This is a genomic window from Pseudomonas sp. lyk4-R2A-10 (assembly GCF_030209075.1).
Taxonomy (GTDB): Bacteria; Pseudomonadota; Gammaproteobacteria; order Pseudomonadales; family Pseudomonadaceae; genus Aquipseudomonas; species Aquipseudomonas glycinae.
Window position 1 is genome coordinate 522743 of the sequence record NZ_JARVSR010000002.1, and the last position, 15909, is coordinate 538651.

General features: G+C 62.9%; 17 protein-coding genes. 5 read left to right on the forward strand and 12 right to left on the reverse strand.

Features of this window, described 5'->3' with window-relative positions:
• Positions 1-12 precede the first annotated feature (12 nt).
• Positions 13-1209 carry a class I SAM-dependent rRNA methyltransferase gene (locus QRN46_RS04700; RefSeq protein ID WP_011336401.1) on the reverse strand — a complete coding sequence of 399 codons (1197 nt, stop codon included), beginning with the start codon at positions 1207-1209 and terminating at the stop codon, positions 13-15.
• Between the two features lie 123 nt (positions 1210-1332).
• Positions 1333-1872 carry a type 1 glutamine amidotransferase domain-containing protein gene (locus QRN46_RS04705; protein ID WP_011336400.1) on the reverse strand — a complete coding sequence of 180 codons (540 nt, stop codon included), beginning with the start codon at positions 1870-1872 and terminating at the stop codon, positions 1333-1335.
• 227 nt (positions 1873-2099) lie between these two features.
• Between QRN46_RS04705 and QRN46_RS04710 the strand changes: the two genes are divergently transcribed.
• The 3 genes from QRN46_RS04710 (at position 2100) to QRN46_RS04720 (ending at position 4146) form a co-directional block, all read left to right on the forward strand.
• Entirely contained in the window at positions 2100-2912 is an 813-nt protein-coding gene (locus tag QRN46_RS04710; protein WP_176247728.1) for an HDOD domain-containing protein, read from the forward strand.
• Between the two features lie 28 nt (positions 2913-2940).
• Positions 2941-3753, forward strand: a complete 813-nt coding sequence (gene mutM, locus QRN46_RS04715; protein WP_201816647.1) for a bifunctional DNA-formamidopyrimidine glycosylase/DNA-(apurinic or apyrimidinic site) lyase — start codon at positions 2941-2943, stop codon at positions 3751-3753.
• Positions 3754-3822: 69 nt separating this feature from the next.
• A complete protein-coding gene (locus QRN46_RS04720) occupies positions 3823-4146 on the forward strand; it encodes a hypothetical protein (RefSeq protein WP_011336397.1) in 324 nt (107 codons plus the stop codon).
• A 38-nt stretch (positions 4147-4184) separates the two neighbouring features.
• Here the strand turns inward: QRN46_RS04720 and QRN46_RS04725 are convergent, their stop codons facing one another.
• The 5 genes from QRN46_RS04725 to QRN46_RS04745 form a co-directional block, all read right to left on the reverse strand.
• A complete protein-coding gene (locus tag QRN46_RS04725; protein ID WP_003195146.1) occupies positions 4185-4436 on the reverse strand; it encodes a YfhL family 4Fe-4S dicluster ferredoxin in 252 nt (83 codons plus the stop codon).
• Positions 4437-4538: 102 nt separating this feature from the next.
• Positions 4539-5018, reverse strand: a complete 480-nt coding sequence (gene coaD, locus QRN46_RS04730; RefSeq protein WP_003229157.1) for a pantetheine-phosphate adenylyltransferase — start codon at positions 5016-5018, stop codon at positions 4539-4541.
• A gap of 115 nt (positions 5019-5133) precedes the next feature.
• Positions 5134-6729, reverse strand: coding sequence for a GMC family oxidoreductase (locus QRN46_RS04735; protein WP_011336396.1), 1596 nt, complete (start codon positions 6727-6729; stop codon positions 5134-5136).
• A 42-nt stretch (positions 6730-6771) separates the two neighbouring features.
• Positions 6772-7317: a hypothetical protein gene (locus QRN46_RS04740; RefSeq protein WP_011336395.1), complete on the reverse strand. Its 546-nt coding sequence runs from the start codon at positions 7315-7317 to the stop codon at positions 6772-6774.
• A 24-nt stretch (positions 7318-7341) separates the two neighbouring features.
• Entirely contained in the window at positions 7342-8772 is a 1431-nt protein-coding gene (locus tag QRN46_RS04745) for a coniferyl aldehyde dehydrogenase (protein ID WP_201816646.1), read from the reverse strand.
• A gap of 146 nt (positions 8773-8918) precedes the next feature.
• Here QRN46_RS04745 and QRN46_RS04750 point away from each other — a divergent pair, with 146 nt between their 5' ends.
• On the forward strand, positions 8919-9590 hold the full coding sequence (locus QRN46_RS04750) for a TetR/AcrR family transcriptional regulator (RefSeq protein WP_039767914.1): 672 nt from the start codon (positions 8919-8921) through the stop codon (positions 9588-9590).
• Between the two features lie 27 nt (positions 9591-9617).
• Positions 9618-10472 (forward strand): sulfurtransferase, encoded by an 855-nt coding sequence (locus QRN46_RS04755; RefSeq protein ID WP_221615960.1) that lies wholly within the window; start codon positions 9618-9620, stop codon positions 10470-10472.
• Between the two features lie 4 nt (positions 10473-10476).
• Here the strand turns inward: QRN46_RS04755 and QRN46_RS04760 are convergent, their stop codons facing one another.
• The 5 genes from QRN46_RS04760 to QRN46_RS04780 all read right to left on the reverse strand — a co-directional run bounded on the left by QRN46_RS04760 (position 10477) and on the right by QRN46_RS04780 (position 15816).
• Positions 10477-11307 (reverse strand): AraC family transcriptional regulator, encoded by an 831-nt coding sequence (locus tag QRN46_RS04760; protein ID WP_085611989.1) that lies wholly within the window; start codon positions 11305-11307, stop codon positions 10477-10479.
• A 3-nt stretch (positions 11308-11310) separates the two neighbouring features.
• Entirely contained in the window at positions 11311-12309 is a 999-nt protein-coding gene (locus tag QRN46_RS04765; RefSeq protein WP_285354345.1) for a hydrolase, read from the reverse strand.
• Positions 12310-12372: 63 nt separating this feature from the next.
• Positions 12373-12981 (reverse strand): 16S rRNA (guanine(966)-N(2))-methyltransferase RsmD, encoded by a 609-nt coding sequence (gene rsmD, locus QRN46_RS04770; RefSeq protein ID WP_064380079.1) that lies wholly within the window; start codon positions 12979-12981, stop codon positions 12373-12375.
• On the reverse strand, positions 12981-14468 hold the full coding sequence (locus QRN46_RS04775) for a M16 family metallopeptidase (RefSeq protein WP_285354346.1): 1488 nt from the start codon (positions 14466-14468) through the stop codon (positions 12981-12983). Before QRN46_RS04775 ends, rsmD begins: the two co-directional genes overlap by 1 nt.
• Positions 14461-15816 (reverse strand): M16 family metallopeptidase, encoded by a 1356-nt coding sequence (locus QRN46_RS04780; protein WP_285354347.1) that lies wholly within the window; start codon positions 15814-15816, stop codon positions 14461-14463. Before QRN46_RS04780 ends, QRN46_RS04775 begins: the two co-directional genes overlap by 8 nt.
• Positions 15817-15909 lie beyond the last annotated feature (93 nt).

A 15909-nucleotide genomic window follows, 5' to 3' on the forward strand; every position in this document is an offset into this window, starting at 1 on the left:
GCCGTGCGTCTGTCAGCTGTTGGGCAGCAGGCGGCAGGTGATGCTCTTGATGTAGCGGGTTTCCGGGATGGCCGGGTGTACCGGGTGATCCGGGCCTTGGCCACCACGCTCCAGCAGCTGGATGTTGCGGTCCAGGTGACGGGCGCTGGTCAGCAGGATGTTCTGCAGGTCATCTTCCGGCAGGTGCATCGAGCACGAAGCGCTGAACAGGATGCCGTCCTTGTTGAGCAGGCGCATGGCTTGCTCGTTCAGGCGACGGTACGCGCCTTCACCGTTTTTCAGGTCTTTCTTGCGTTTGATGAACGCAGGCGGGTCGGCAACGATCACGTCGAAGCGCTCTTCGCTGGCCTTGAGTTCCTTCAGGGCTTCGAAGACGTCGCCTTCGATGCAGGTCATCTTGTCGGCGAAACCGTTCAGTGCGGCATTGCGCTCAACGCCGTCGAGGGCGAAACCCGATGCGTCGACACAGAACACTTCGCTGGCGCCGAATGCGGCGGCTTGCACGCCCCAGCCACCGATGTAGCTGTACAGGTCCAGCACGCGTTTGCCTTTGGCGTAAGGGGCCAGGCGGGCACGGTTCATGCGGTGGTCGTAGAACCAGCCGGTTTTCTGACCTTGAACCACCGGCGCTTCGAATTTCACGCCGTTCTCTTCCAGCGCCACCCACTCCGGCACCAGGCCGAAGACGGTTTCGGTGTAACGCTCGAGGCCTTCGGCATCGCGGGCGGCGGAGTCGTTCTTGAACAGGATGCCGCTTGGCTTGAGCACTTGGGTCAGCGCCGCGATCACGTCATCTTTATGCGCTTCCATGGTCGCCGAGGCGAGCTGCACCACGAGGATGTCGCCGAAACGATCGACCACCAGGCCCGGCAGCAGGTCGGAATCACCGTAGACCAGGCGATAGAACGGCTTGTCGAACAGACGCTCGCGCAGCGACAGGGCCACGTTCAGGCGATGCACCAGCAGCGACTTGTCCAGCGCCAGCTTGATGTCGCGCGACAGCAGGCGCGCGCAGATCAAGTTGTTCGGGCTCATGGCGACGATGCCCAGCGGCTTGCCGCCGGCGGCTTCGAGGACCGCCTGGTCGCCGGCCTTGAAGCCGTGCAACGGGGTCGCGGCCACGTCGATTTCGTTGCTGTAGATCCACAGGTGACCGGCGCGCAGGCGACGGTCGGCGTTGGCTTTGAGGCGCAAGCTAGGCAGGGACATGACGTCGCTCCGGAAAAAAGAGCGGGAGTATACCGTGTTGCGCCCTATGCCGGGTTTGGCGTGCGATGAAACGCGGCTGACCTCATCACGAGCGGGCCCGCCCCGTCTCCACGCGTTTATGCCCTATGCCGACAACGCGTCGATCAGCGCATTGCTGAACGCCGGAATATCGTCTGGTTGGCGGCTGCTGATCAGGTGTCCGTCTTTTACGACTTCCTGATCAACCCAGTTCGCCCCCGCGTTGACCAGATCGTCCTTGACGGTCTTGTAGCTGGTCATGGTCTTGCCATTGACCAGCCCTGCCGAAATCAGCAGCCAGCTGCCATGGCAGATCACTGCGATCGGTTTGCCGGCGGAGGTACCGGTCTTGACCAGATGCTGGGCGTCCTGGTCGATGCGGATGGTGTCAGAGTTCTGCACACCGCCCGGGAGCACCACGGCATCGTATTGATCGATGCTTGCGCCTTGGAAGGTCTGGTCGACCTTGAAGTCGTCCGCCGGTTTATCGTGATTCCAGCCTTTGACGCTGCCGGCTTCGGCAGAGAGGATGTCAACCTGCGCTCCGGCCTGCTCCAATGCCTGTTTGGGGCCAGTCAGTTCAACCTGCTCGAAACCATCGGTTACCAAAAAAGCGACGCGCTTGCCGCTGAGAGAAGTCGCCATCGTTAAGCTCCTGAGTCTGTTGGAATTACTGCCCGAGACCGATGCAGATCTGTTCCGGGCACTACAGATTCCGAAGGCTGGGGGAAAGTGAAAGTTCCTGCGAATTGCCCGCTGGTGTGTCGTCCGTCGGTTTTTAGAGGTTAGAATCGCCGCCTGTCCCAGAGTGTGTACTTATGTCCCAAGAGCTGACCACCGAACAGATTCAACAGTCCCTGCAAGGCATCAGCGTGCCCGCGCAGCCGCAGATCATGGTGGATCTGCAAATGGAGCAATACATGCCCGATCCCGACCTAGAGACGATCGCCAAGCTGATCTCCCAGGATCCCGGCCTGTCCGGCTCGCTGCTGAAGATCGTCAATTCGCCCTATTACGGCCTGAGCAACAAGATCACCTCGATCAAGCGCGCGGTGAATCTGTTGGGCAGTCGCTCGATCATCAATCTGATCAACGCGATGTCGATCAAGGGTGAAATGAACGACGACACCATCGTCACCCTCAACCGTTTCTGGGACACCGCCCAGGACGTGGCCATGACCTGCCTGACCCTGGCCAAGCGCGTCGGCACCGAGGCCAGCGACGAGGCTTATGCCTTGGGTCTGTTCCACGACTGCGGCGTGCCGCTGATGCTTCAGCGTTTCCCGGATTACATGACGACGCTCGAAAAGGCCTACGCCAACGCGAGTGCCGAGCGCCGGGTCGTGGACACCGAGAACGACGTCTACAACACCAATCACTCGGTGGTCGGTTACTACACCGCGAAGTCCTGGCGCCTGCCGGAACACGTCAGCGCGGCCATCGCCAATCACCACAATGCCCTGGCGATCTTCAGCGATGAGACTTCGCGCAACAGTCAGATGAAAAACCTGCTGGCGATCCTGAAAATGGCCGAGCACATCTGCGCGTCCTACCGGGTACTGGGCAACCAGACCGAAGACTTCGAATGGCAGGCCGTCGGGCCGCTGGTGCTCGAATACATCGGCCTCTCGGATTACGACTTCGAAACGTTGAAGCAGACGATTCGCGAACTTGGCGCGCACTGATTCAAGAAGCTGATGATTCGAGGAACTGATGCCTGAACTGCCGGAAGTCGAAACCACCCGTCGCGGTATTGCTCCGCACCTGGAGGGCCAGCGCGTCAGCCGGGTGATCGTGCGTGACCGGCGGCTGCGCTGGCCGATTCCCGAAGACCTCGATGTGCGCCTGTCCGGGCAACGCATCGTGCTGGTTGAGCGGCGCGCCAAGTATCTGCTGATCAACGCCGAAGTCGGCACGCTGATCAGCCACTTGGGCATGTCGGGCAACCTTCGGCTGGTTGAGGTCGGGATTCCGGCGGCCAAGCATGAGCATGTCGATATCGAACTGGAGTCGGGCCTGGCCCTGCGCTACACCGATCCACGGCGCTTCGGGGCGATGCTCTGGAGCAACGACCCGCTCAATCACGAGTTGCTGATCCGCCTGGGTCCGGAGCCGTTGACCGATCTGTTCGATGGCGAGCGGTTGTATCAGCTGTCACGCGGGCGCTCGATGGCGGTCAAGCCGTTCATCATGGACAACGCGGTGGTGGTGGGGGTCGGCAATATCTACGCGACCGAGGCGCTGTTCGCCGCCGGTATCGATCCGCGGCGAGAGGCCAAGGGCATTTCCCGGGCGCGCTATCTGAAGCTGGCGATCGAGATCAAACGCATCCTCGCGGCGGCCATTGAGCGCGGCGGCACCACGTTGCGCGACTTCATTGGTGGCGACGGGCAGCCGGGGTATTTCCAGCAGGAGCTGTTTGTCTACGGTCGCGGTGGCGAGCACTGCAAGGTCTGCGGTACGGGCCTGCGGGAAATGAAGCTCGGCCAGCGCGCCAGCGTCTGGTGTCCGCGCTGCCAAAGCTGAGCAAGGCATCCGAAAAAGTCCTACGGTCTATAGTGAGTTGTCTCACTGTTCAGCCCGAAGGATCGTGCCATGAAGTCCTTGCAAACCCTCATCGTTGCACTGCTGCTGTGCTTGAGCCTGACCGTTCAGGCAACGGAAGGCGGCAGCGGTGATCCTCGTTACGCCATCCAGAATCCACCGGCCTACGCCATGCTCGGCGACCTGCTGATTGCCCGACCATTGCTGGTGGTGGCGACAGTGATCGGTGCCGGGGCTTTTGTCGTGTCGTTGCCATTCACAGCGCTGGGGGGCGGGATTGGCGATGCGGGGGAGGCACTGGTGGTGGCGCCGGCGAAAGCGGCGTTCGTGCGTTGCCTGGGCTGCACCGGAGAGGGATTCGAGCAGCGTGAATGACGCGATCGCAGCCGGGAGCTGCGATCGGATTCAGTGGCTCAAGCCTTGCCGGTGATCTTGCGGTACTTCTCCATCAACTGTTCTTCAGTCTCCGGATGGGCTTCGTCCAGTGGAATGCAATCCACCGGACAGACCTGCTGGCACTGCGGCTCGTCGTAGTGGCCGACGCATTGGGTGCACAGGTTCGGGTCGATCACGTAGATCTCTTCGCCTTGGGAGATGGCGGCGTTCGGGCACTCGGGTTCGCAGACGTCGCAGTTGATGCAATCGTCGGTGATGATCAGGGACATGCTAACTCCAGCCGGGGCGGGGAGCCCGGGCGCTATGAATCAATGCGCGCAATTGTGCCGCATTGGCGCCCGTAGTGCACGCGGGCGCCGTTTGAACGGTCGTTACTTCTTGAAGCGCAGGGTCAGGGCGTCGGCCACCGCCGGGTGGACGAACTTGCTGATGTCGCCGCCCAGGGCCGCGATTTCCCGCACCAGGGTCGAGGAAATGAACGAATAACGCTCGGACGGGGTGAGAAACAGGCTCTCCACATCCGGCGCCAACTGACGGTTCATGTTGGCCAGCTGGAATTCGTACTCGAAGTCCGACACCGCGCGCAGGCCACGGAGGAACACGTTGGCGTTCTGCTCTTTGGCAAAATGCGCCAGCAGCGTCGAGAAGCCGACCACTTCCACGTTCGGCAGGTGTTTGGTGACCTCGCGGGCCAGCTCGACCCGTTGTTCCAGCGGGAACAGCGGATTCTTTTTGGGGCTGGCGGCGACGGCGATGATCACATGGTCGAACAGGCGCGAGGCGCGTTCGACCAGATCGCCATGGCCCTTGGTAATAGGGTCGAAGGTACCTGGGTACAACACTCGGTTCATCGCGTCGTCCTGGCGGGAATCCGTTGGGGAGTCGGATGGTATCGCAGCCGTCCCGGTGGGGAAAGTCGCCTGTTGGGTAAGAAAGCACTATAGACGATCAGAAATTTCGTCTTTTTCACGGTTTTCTCAACCGTTCGCCGAGGGATGTCGCCAGTTGCGCCGTCAGACCATACACCGACAACTGCGGGTTGGCGCCGATGCTGGTGGGGAACAGCGAGCCGTCATGAATCGACAGATTGCGCAGTTGATGATGGCGGCCGAGGCTGTCGGTGACGGCGGTTTTCGGGTCCTCGCCCATGGCGCAACCGCCCATGACGTGGGCGCTGCCCAGACGCGTGCGATACAACTCCAGACTCAGGCTGTCGATCAATGAGCGGGCCTCGGCCAGACTGTTCACGTAGCGCGCATCGGCGTGCATCGGCATCACCGCTTTGGCGCCACCGGCGAACTGGATCTCGGCCATGCTGTGGAATGAGCGGCGCAGACCCTCCCAGGTGTAAGGCGACACCTGATAGTCGAGCACCGGCGAGCCGTCACCGCGCAGCTCGACACTGCCGCCCTGACTGTCCGGGTGAAAACCGTCGCGCAGCAGGGCCAGCATCGCATGGGTGTGCGGCAGGTCCGCCATGTGTTGTGCGCTTTCCTGACCAAAACCACCGAGCAACGTGGCGGCCAGCGCCGGGTGCAGCGGCGGCACTTCGAGTTTGTAGGCCATCGGGCCGGTGGTGCCGTCCTTCCACTGGAAATGGTCCGAGTAAATCGACTGCGGCGCACCGTAGAACGGGTTGATGACCTCGTCGAAACGCCCGGCGGACATGTTCACCAGATGCAGGAAGGTGCGCTTGCCCAGGCGTTTGTGCGGATCCGGTGCGTCCGAACGCATCAGCAGCGCCGGGCTGTTGATCCCACCGCCGGCCAGCACGTAATGCCGTGCCTTGACGGTGATCGTGCGTCCAGTCGGCTCGACGCAACGTTCGTCCATCGCCACGCATTGCAGGCCGGTGACCTTGTCGCCGTTGATCAACAGCTTTTCGGCCCGGGCCAGATAAAGCAGCTCGCCACCCTTTTCCAGGGTTGCCGGAATGGTCGTGACCATCATCGATTGCTTGGCATTGGTCGGGCAGCCCATGCCGCAATAGCCGAGGTTCCAGCAGCCGCGCACGTTGCGCGGGATCACGTGCCAGCTGTAGCCGAGTTGTTCGCAGCCTTTGCGGATCACGTCGTTGTTGGCGTTGGGCGGCACCATCCACGGGGCGACGCCGAGGCGCTGCTCCATTTTTTCGAACCACGGCGCCATGTCGGCGGGGCTGTGGCCTTTGACGTTGTGCTCTTTGGCCCAGTGTTCGAGGGTCGGCTCGGGCGTGCGAAAACTCGATGTCCAGTTGATCAGCGTGGTGCCGCCGACCGCGCGGCCCTGAAGGATGGTGATCGCGCCGTCCTTGCTCATGCGGCCGATGCCTTCCTGATAGAGGCTGCTGTAGGCCTGGTCCTCCAGCAGTTTGAAATCGCTGCTGGTCTTGAGCGGACCTTCTTCGATCAGCAGCACCTTGTAGCCGGCGGCGCTGAGGATTTCCGCGGTGGTGCCGCCGCCGGCGCCGCTGCCGATGATGGCGACATCGGCTTCCAGGGTCAGGTCATCGGTGAGTTGCGCGCCGTTGTAGGTTTTCCAGCCACGGGCAAGGCCTTCGCGAAACGGGTCGGGTACGGGCATCGATCAGGTTCTCTTATTATTGTTTTGCGTGGGTCGCCAGGCTCAAACGGCGGGCGGGCCGGGGTAACCGCAATGGGCCCAGGATTCGGCGCGGGTGTACCAGGCCATCATCACCATTTGCAGCAATGAGCTGTGGCCCATGCGCAGCAGGCTCAGCGAGCTGTTTTCCCAGCGTTCGAGGAAATGGCGGATCGCCTCTGGGCTGGCGTTTTCCCAACTGCCCCAGATCCCGGTCAATGGTCCGCGCGTCACCGCCATGCCCAGCACATCGAACAGTTGCCGGGTGAGCTTGAGCATTTCCGGCGACAGGTGGTCGAGGCTGTAATCCAGCGACTTCAGGGTGCCATCGACAGCGGCGGGGATCTTTTCCACCGCGACCGCGCCCTCCAGCATCACTGGAATCAGTGCGCGCAGAAACAGCAGATCGCCGCTGCGCAGGGTGGTGAATCCATTGGCCGATACGCTCGACGAACAGCCGCTGAGACTGGCACCAAGGCCAGCGGTGGCGAGGAAAGCCGTGGCGCCCAGGCTGAATTTCAGCAGGCCGCGGCGCGACAGGGCAGGTGTTTCGGTCAGGCTTGGGTGCATTGTTGTTATTACCCGGCGGTGACGTTAGCGAATGAACAGTTTCTGGATCAGTTTCTGAATGGTTTTGCCGTAGGGCGGGTAGATCAGCTTCGCCGCGTTGAAGCGCTGTTTGACCAGCACGCCCTTGGCCTTGCTGAACGTCAGGAAACCTTCGTGCCCGTGGTAATGGCCCATGCCTGACGGGCCGATGCCGCCGAACGGCATGTCGTCCTGCGCCACGTGCAGCAGCGTGTCGTTGAGGCAGACGCCACCGGAATGGGTTTCGCTGAGCACGCGTTTCTGTTCGCGTTTGTCGTAGCCGAAGTAGTAAAGAGCCAGAGGACGTGGCCGCTGATTGATGTAAGCAAATGCCTGATCCAGATCCTGATACGGCACGATCGGCAGCAGCGGGCCGAAGATCTCGTCCTGCATCACCGTCATCTCGTCGCTGACATTCAGCAGCAGGCTGTGCGGCATGCGCCGGCCCTGGCCCTGGTCGAACAGCGGAATCAGCAGCGCGCCCTTGCTGGTGGCGTCGCTGAGGTAGTTGTTCAGTCGCGCCAGTTGGCGCTCGTTGATGATGGCGGTGTAGTCCGGGTTGTCGGCGAGCGTCGGATAAAACCCGCGCACCGCCTGGCGATAGGCTTCGACGAAACCGCCGATGCGCGCTTCCGGCACCAGCACGTAGTCCGGGGCCACGCAGGTCTGGCCGGCGTTGAGGGTCTTGCCGAAAGCGATGCGTTCGGCGGCGTCCTTGAGCGGCACGTCGTGGGAGACGATGGCCGGGGATTTGCCGCCCAGTTCCAGCGTCACCGGTGTCAGGTTTTCTGCCGCTGCCCGCATCACGTGCCTGCCGACGCTGGTGGAGCCGGTGAACAGCAGGTGGTCGAAGCGCATTTTCGAAAACGCCACGCCGACATCGGCCTCGCCGAGCACCACGCACACCAGGTCTTCGGGGAAGATCCGCGCCAGCAGTTCCTTGAGCAACAGGCCGGTGGCCGGGGTCGATTCGCTGAGTTTCAGCATCACCCGGTTGCCGGCCGCGAGCGCGCCGGTCAACGGGCCGATGGCCAGGAACAGCGGGTAGTTCCACGGCACGATGACGCCGACCACGCCCAGCGGCTGGTACACGACTTTCGCCGATGCCGGTTGGAAAGCGACGCCGACTTTGCGCCGCGAAGGTTTCATCCACTGGCTGATGTGCCGGCTGGCGTAGTGAATGCCGTGCAGGCTCGGCATCAGTTCGGCGAGCAGGGTTTCATCGGCGCTGCGGTGGCTGAAGTCGGAGCTGATGGCGTCGATCAGGGCCTGCCGTTCGCTGCTCAGCAAATCGCGCAGGGCCTTGAGCCATTGCTGGCGCTGGGTTGCAGGCGGCATCGGGTTGGCGGCGTAGGCGGCGCGCTGCGCGTTGAACAGCCGGTTGAGCTCTTCCAGCGGCTGTTGCAGCGTTTGCAGGTAGGCAATATCGGCAGTCATTGTCAGCTCCGTAGGTATTGTTATGACGAGCTTTTTAGAGTCAATGCTCTAGAAAGTCAAATGGCTTCCTTGCGCATCCTGGTTTTATCCCGTTCCGGTTAGGTCGTAAGATGCCCCCCAACGCACTCTGAATTAAAGCTCAAGCCATGGCCCCACGGATCAAAACCAGCGAGCGCATCGTGCAGAACAGCCTCGAGCTGTTCAATCAGCAGGGCGAGCGCAGCATCAGCACCAATCACATCGCCGCCCACATGGAGATTTCTCCGGGCAATCTGTACTACCACTTCCCCAACAAGCAGGCGATCATCGCCGTGCTGTTCAGTGAGTACGAAAGCCTGGTGGACAGCTTTCTGCGTCCTCCCCAGGGCCGTGCCGCGACGGTCGAAGACAAGCGCTTCTATCTCAAGGAGCTGCTGTCGGCGATGTGGCGCTACCGTTTCCTGCACCGCGATCTCGAGCATCTGCTCGACAGCGATCCTGAGCTGGCCGGGCGCTACCGGCGCTTCTCCCAGCGCTGCGTAATCCAGGGCGCAGCGATCTACGAAGGCTTTGTCGCTGCCGGGATCCTGAAGATGGACCGAGTGCAGATCGAATCCCTGACCCTCAACGCATGGATCATCCTCACCTCGTGGGTGCGCTTCCTGTGCACGACCCGGGAGAACTCCAATTACCTCAGTGAACAGGCCATCAAACGTGGCGTGTATCAGGTGCTGGTACTGGAAGCAGGGTTCGTCACCGAGCAGGCCCGCGATGAGGTCAACGCCTTGTTCGAAGAGTTCTACGTGCCGCTGGCCCAGGCCCTCGAAGAAAGACCGTAATTCCATTCCTCACTGGAGTCGTTCGCTATGCCGATTGCGCAACTGATCAGCCCGACCGCACTGGATGCCCGCAAGGCGCAACCGGGGCTGGTGATTCTCGATTGCCGTTTTGCCCTCGAAGACCCGGATTACGGCCAGCGCAGCTACGCCGAGGGGCACATTGCCGGGGCACATTTCGCCGATCTTGAACGCGACCTCAGCGGCCCGGTGACCAAGGGCGTGACCGGTCGCCATCCGCTGCCGGAGCCGGCGGCGCTGATCGAGCGCCTGCAAGCATTCGGCATCAACAATGACAGTGACGTGGTTCTGTATGACGACGGCCCGGGCGCCTATGCGGCGCGGGCCTGGTGGTTGCTGGCGTGGCTGGGCAAGCGCGACGGCGTGTTCATTCTCGATGGCGGGCTCAAGGCCTGGCATGCGGCGGGGCTGCCGTTGAGTCTTGATCCACCGTCAGCGGCCCGGGGCAGCTTCAGCGGCCAGCCGGACATGAGCCTGCTGCTCAGCGCCGAGCAATTGCAGCAGCGCCTCGGTCAGCCGGCCCTGACCCTGCTCGATGCCCGCGCCTTGCCGCGCTTCAAGGGCGAAGTGGAGCCGATCGACCCGATCGCCGGGCACATTCCCGGCGCGCAATGCGCGGCGTTTACCGACAACCTGGGCAGCGACGGGCGTTTCCTGCCGGCTGATCAGCTCAAACAGCGTTTCGCCGCGAAACTCGGCGAGCGTTCGCCGAGCGATCTGGTGGCTTACTGCGGCTCCGGGGTGACGGCGTGTCACAACCTGTTCGCCCTGTGCCTGGCAGGTTATCCGTTGGGTTCGCTGTATGCCGGATCGTGGAGCGAATGGATCAACGATCCTGCGCGCGGTATCGCTACGGGCGAGTAATCGCTCAGCGATCCAGCCGCGCGCTGCGATAGGCCGCCGGCCCCACGCCATAAACCTGTTTGAATTGCCGGCTCAGATGGCTCTGGTCGGCAAATCCCAGCTGCGTGGCGACCTCCACCGGCAGGCAGCCGCTCTGTAACAAGCCCCGCGCGCAGGCGATCCGCTGCTGCATCAGCCAACTGTGCGGCGGCATGCCGGTGGCGCGGCGGAACACCCGGGCGAAGTGGAAAGGCGAGAGATTCACCGCCGCCGCGAGTTCTTCCAGTGAAGGCGGCGCCGCCAGTTGCGCGTGCAGCAGCTCCTTGGCCATCGCTACCGCGCGGTGCTCCTTGCCGGGGTTGCCGCTGATCTGCACCGCTGCGTGACGCTGCAACAGCAGCATCATCATTTCCCGCCACACGGTTTGCTGTTGCAACGCGGTGGCGGGGCTTTCCAGCAAGCGATGCAACTGACAGAAACCGTTGACCAGATCCGGATCGCGATACAGCGTCGCACCGAAGGCCGGCATCGGTGCGGTCGGCAGTTCCAGTTCATTCAGCAGCGCGACGATCTGCCCGGTGTCGGGATAAAACGCCCGGTACAGCCAGCCGTCCTCGGTGCCCTTGTGGCCGTTATGCACTTCGTCCGGATTGATCAGCACCAGCGTACCGCTGCCCGCCAGGTGTTCGGCGCCGCGATAACGGTAGCGCTGGGCGCCGGCCATGATCATGCCGATCACATAACCGTCGTGGACGTGCGGGGCAAAACGATGCTCGATGTAGCGCGCGGTCAACAGCTCGACCCCGGCCAGAGGCGCGGCCTGCCAGAAACGGATCGACTCGCCCTGGTCGCTCATGACTCACTCGCGCCCCGCGTCGGCCAGCCACTGTGGAATCCGTCGCTCCAGGTAATAACCCGGCTGGCGGAGTGTGCCGTCGACGAAGCCGACATGCCCGCCCTTATTCTGCAATTCGAACTGGGTCGTGGCCGACAACTCATTGGCCGAAGGCAGGCTGTGGGGGAACACGAACGGGTCGTCGGCCGCCTGAATGATCAGGGTCGGCGTGCGAATCTCGCCGAGAAAGTAACGGCTCGACGCGCGGCGATAGTAATCCTCGGCATCGGCGAAACCGTGCAGAGGCGCGGTCACCCGGCCATCGAAATCCCAGAAGGTGCGCATGTTTTCCAGCGAGCCGAGGGCCGCCAGTGCAGCGAGACCATCCTCGCGGCCGTCGTGCTGGAACTGGCGCTGCTTGTTCTTGATGTAGGCGACCATCTCGCGCATGAAGTGCGCCTGATAGACCTTCGAGAAACCCTGGCCGATACGGTCGGCGCATTGATCGAGGCGAAACGGCACCGACACCGCCACCGCACCGAGCACGCCGCTGGCGCTGCCGGTTTCCCCCAGATGCTTGAGCAGCACGTTGCCGCCGAGGGAATAGCCGACGGCATACAACGGCGCCAGTGGCCGCTTGGCTTTCAGATGGCGGAGGGTTTCGGCGAGGTCTTCGCTGGCGCCGGAATGGTAGCTGCGCGGCAACAGGTTCGGTTCGCCCGAGCAGCCGCGCCAGTTCAGCGCGACACTGGCCCAGCCTTGCGCGGCGAGCGCGGCTTGGATTCCGGCCACGTAAGGCGAATTGGAAGAACCGGTCAGCCCGTGCAGCACCAACACCAATGGCACCTCGGCGCTGTGCGGGCCATACCAGTCGAGATCCAGGAAATCGCCGTCGTCCAGCCACAGCCGTTCGCGTTGGCGATCAAGGTGCACGGTCTTGCGCCACAGCGGCCCCCACAAGGTTTGCAGGTGCGGATTGCCGAGGCCGAAGGCGGGGGTGAATGGTTTTGGCGAAGGGGACACGATTGCTCTCGATGCAGCGCAGCGAGCCTCGGCTGAGACTCGCCGCTTTTTCAGGCCGGTCGGTTAACCGGCGATCACTGCCATACGTTGCCACAACGCGTAGTACACCCGCCCGGATTTCTGCTCGCGGTGCAGGCGCCAGTTGCCCGGCAGGCCGAGGGTCGATGGCGCGGTTTCGCTTTCAGTGTAGATCCACGAATCATCGGCCAGCCATTGGCGCTCTTCCAGCAGCGTGCACACCGCTGGCAGCAGGTTCTGGTTGAACGGGGGGTCGAGGAATACCAGATCGAACGCGGTTGCGGTCTGGGTTTCCAGGTAGCGCAGCGCGTCGGCGGTCTGCACCTGGCCGTTGGTGCAGCGCAGGGTGCCGAGGTGTTCTTTCAGGCTGGAGACCGCGACGTGGCTGGCATCCAGCGCCTGGCCCATGGCCGCGCCACGGGACAGCGCTTCGAGAAACAGCGCGCCGCTGCCGGCGAACGGGTCGAGTACCTTGGCCCCGGCAACGTACGGCGCGAGCCAGTTGAACAGGGTTTCACGCACCCGGTCCGGCGTCGGGCGCAGACCCGGCGCATCAGGGAAGCTCAGCTTTCGGCTGCGCCATTCGCCGCCGATGATGCGCAACTGGTTCACACCGTTGTGCAGTTTTTGTACAGGTTTCTTTGGACTGGCCATTAATGCTCCGGAACCCCGAGCGGCTGCTCGGCAGGTTTATCAGATGGGGCCGGTAACGGCTTTTGCGGCACGGTCGGGCCAGCGCTGACGATGACCAGTTTATCCGTGCTCAAGTGTTTGTTCAGAACGTCGCGAACCTGCTCGACCGTCAGGCTCTGGGACTGACGCATGAAGTCGTCCAGATAGCTCAGCGGCAGGTTGTAGAACCCCATGGCGCCGAGCTGACCGACGATATCGGCATTGCTTGCGGTGGACAGCGGGAAGCTGCCGGCCAGTTCGCGCTTGGCGTCGTCCAGTTCTTTCTGGGTCGGGCCGGTCTTGAGGTAGTCGGCGAGCACATCCTGCACCAGTTTCAGGGTGCCTTCGCTCATTTCCGCGCGGGTCTGCAGGTTGATCATGAACGGGCCACGAGCCTGCATCGGGCTGAAGGCCGAATACACGCCGTAGGTCAGGCCGCGCTTCTCACGCACCTCGCTCATCAGCCGGGTGCCGAAACCGCCACCGCCGAGGATCTGGTTGCCCATCGACAGCGCGGCGTAGTCCGGGTCGTCACGGTCGATGCCCAGTTGCGCGATCATCAGGTTGGTCTGCTTCGACGGAAACTCGATGTGGCCGATGCCGGCTTTCGGCTCGGTCGGTTGCTCGACTTTCGCCAGCGCCGGGCCTTTTGGCAGCGCAGCGGACACCTGATTGGCAATCGCCTCGGCTTCGCTGCGGGACAGATCGCCGACCAGCGCAATCACCACGTTGCCGGCCGCATAGGCCTTGGCGTGGAACTCACGCAGTTGCGCCAGCGTGATCTTCGGTACGCTTTGCGCGTTGCCGTCGCTGGAATGGGCGTACGGGTGATCGCCGTACAGACGCTTCATCAGTTCCAGGCTGGCGAGTTTGCCGGGGTTCTGTTTCTGGTATTCGAAACCGGCGAGCATCTGGTTCTTGATGCGCGCGAAGGAATCGGCCGGGAAGGTCGGTTTGCCCACCACTTCCGAGAACAGTTTCAGCGCCGGCTCGCGTTTGTCGGCGGCGCTCAGGCTGCGCAGCGACGCGATGGCCATGTCCTTATAGGCGCCGTTGCCGAAATCCGCGCCCAGGCCTTCGAAACCTTGGGCGATGGCGCCGACATCCTTGCCCGCCACACCTTCGTTGAGCATGGCGTTGGTCAGCAGGGCCAGACCTGGCGCGTTGCCGTCCTGGCTGCTGCCGGCGGAAAAGATCAGGCGCATGTCGAACATCGGCAGTTCGCGGGCTTCGACGAACATCACCTTGGCGCCTTCGGCGGTGTTCCAGGTCTGCACGTCGAGCTTGCGGCTGGCCGGGGCCTTGCCGTCGAGTTCGGCCAGCGATTGCAGCTTCTGGCTGGACTTGGCGTTATCCAGCGCTTCGCTGGCCTTGGTGTTGTCGCTCGGCACCAGATAGAACGCAGCCGAGCCGATGATGGCCACGGCGATCAGGCCGAGCAGCAGACGTGGGGTTTTGCGCTCACTCATGAGTCGTCTCCAGAGGCAGGACGTGGGCGACGCTGAGACGTTCGCGGGTGAAATACAGCTTGGCGGCGTTCTGGATGTCTTGCGGGGTGACGCTTTCCAGGTCGGCCAGTTCGGTGTCCATCAGCTTCCACGACAGACCGACGGTCTCCAGCTGGCCGATGGCGGTGGCCTGGCTGGTGATCGAATCACGCTCGAAGACCAGGCCCGCGATGACCTGCGCACGTACGCGTTCCAGCTCTTCGGCGGACGGTGCGCTGGTTTTCAGCTGCTCCAGCAGTTTCCACAGGCCGGCTTCCGCCTGGGCGATGGTCTTTTTCTTCTGGGTGTTCGGCGTGGCCGACAGGGTGAACAGGCTGTCACCGCGGGTGTAGGCGTCGTAACTCGACGAGCCGCCGGACACCAGCTCTTCGCCGCGCTCCAGTTGAGTCGGGATGCGGCCGCTGTAGCCGCCGTCCAGCAACGCCGAGATCAGGCGCAAGGCGTTGACCGAGCGTTTGTCTTCGGCGGTGGCGATGCTCGGGACGTTGAAACCGAGCATCAGGCTCGGCAGTTGAGTCTGCACGTGCAGGGTGATCTGGCGTTCACCCGGTTCGGCCAGTTCCAGCGGCTTTTTCGCCGGCGGCACGTCGCGTTTCGGGATCGGCCCGAAGTAGCGCTGGGCGAGGGTCTTCACCTCGTCCGGTGTCACGTCGCCGACCACCACCAGCGTGGCGTTGTTCGGCACGTACCAGGACTGATACCAGTGACGCAGTTCTTCGACTTTCATCCGCTCAAGGTCAGCCATCCAGCCGATGGTCGGCGTGTGATAGCCGCTGGCCGGGTAGGCCATGGCCTTGTAGCGCTCGTAGGCCTTGGCCATCGGCTTGTCGTCGGTGCGCAGACGGCGCTCTTCCTTGATGACTTCGATTTCCTTGGCGAACTCGTCGGCCGGCAGGCGCAGGTTGGCCATGCGGTCGGCTTCCAGTTCGAAGGCCACGCCCAGACGGTCGCGGGCCAGCACCTGGTAATAAGCGGTGAAGTCGTCGCTGGTGAACGCGTTCTCTTCGGCGCCGAGGTCGCGCAGGATCAGCGAGGCTTCGCCGGGGCCGACTTTCTCGCTGCCCTTGAACATCATGTGCTCGAGGGCGTGGGACAGACCGGTCTGGCCCGGAGTTTCGTAGCTGGAGCCGACCTTGTACCAGACCTGCGACACTACCACCGGCGCGCGATGGTCTTCGCGCACGACGACCTTCAGGCCGTTGTCGAGGGTGAATTCGTGTGTCGGTTGCGGGTCGGCCGCCAGGGCCGAAAGGGGCAGGCAGACTGTGCTGAGCAGCAGGCCTGCGGCGCGGCGGGCTAGAGCATTCATTCGTTTTTAAACCTGTTGGGCTGCCCGCTTGGTCTTAGCGTCGGCGGGCGAGAGGGTGCTAGGATACTGATCCGTTTTACCGGCGACCACGCC

Excerpts from the sequence above, each read along its gene's own strand:
- QRN46_RS04700 (WP_011336401.1), bottom strand. The coding sequence starts at position 1,209 with ATGTCCCTGCCTAGCTTGCGCCTCAAAGCCAACGCCGACCGTCGCCTG.
- QRN46_RS04705 (WP_011336400.1), bottom strand. The coding sequence starts at position 1,872 with ATGGCGACTTCTCTCAGCGGCAAGCGCGTCGCTTTTTTGGTAACCGAT.
- mutM (WP_201816647.1), top strand. The coding sequence starts at position 2,941 with ATGCCTGAACTGCCGGAAGTCGAAACCACCCGTCGCGGTATTGCTCCG.
- QRN46_RS04720 (WP_011336397.1), top strand. The coding sequence starts at position 3,823 with ATGAAGTCCTTGCAAACCCTCATCGTTGCACTGCTGCTGTGCTTGAGC.
- QRN46_RS04725 (WP_003195146.1), bottom strand. The coding sequence starts at position 4,436 with ATGTCCCTGATCATCACCGACGATTGCATCAACTGCGACGTCTGCGAA.
- coaD (WP_003229157.1), bottom strand. The coding sequence starts at position 5,018 with ATGAACCGAGTGTTGTACCCAGGTACCTTCGACCCTATTACCAAGGGC.
- QRN46_RS04735 (WP_011336396.1), bottom strand. The coding sequence starts at position 6,729 with ATGCCCGTACCCGACCCGTTTCGCGAAGGCCTTGCCCGTGGCTGGAAA.
- QRN46_RS04740 (WP_011336395.1), bottom strand. The coding sequence starts at position 7,317 with ATGCACCCAAGCCTGACCGAAACACCTGCCCTGTCGCGCCGCGGCCTG.
- QRN46_RS04745 (WP_201816646.1), bottom strand. The coding sequence starts at position 8,772 with ATGACTGCCGATATTGCCTACCTGCAAACGCTGCAACAGCCGCTGGAA.
- QRN46_RS04750 (WP_039767914.1), top strand. The coding sequence starts at position 8,919 with ATGGCCCCACGGATCAAAACCAGCGAGCGCATCGTGCAGAACAGCCTC.
- QRN46_RS04755 (WP_221615960.1), top strand. The coding sequence starts at position 9,618 with ATGCCGATTGCGCAACTGATCAGCCCGACCGCACTGGATGCCCGCAAG.
- QRN46_RS04760 (WP_085611989.1), bottom strand. The coding sequence starts at position 11,307 with ATGAGCGACCAGGGCGAGTCGATCCGTTTCTGGCAGGCCGCGCCTCTG.
- rsmD (WP_064380079.1), bottom strand. The coding sequence starts at position 12,981 with ATGGCCAGTCCAAAGAAACCTGTACAAAAACTGCACAACGGTGTGAAC.
- QRN46_RS04775 (WP_285354346.1), bottom strand. The coding sequence starts at position 14,468 with ATGAGTGAGCGCAAAACCCCACGTCTGCTGCTCGGCCTGATCGCCGTG.
- QRN46_RS04780 (WP_285354347.1), bottom strand. The coding sequence starts at position 15,816 with ATGAATGCTCTAGCCCGCCGCGCCGCAGGCCTGCTGCTCAGCACAGTC.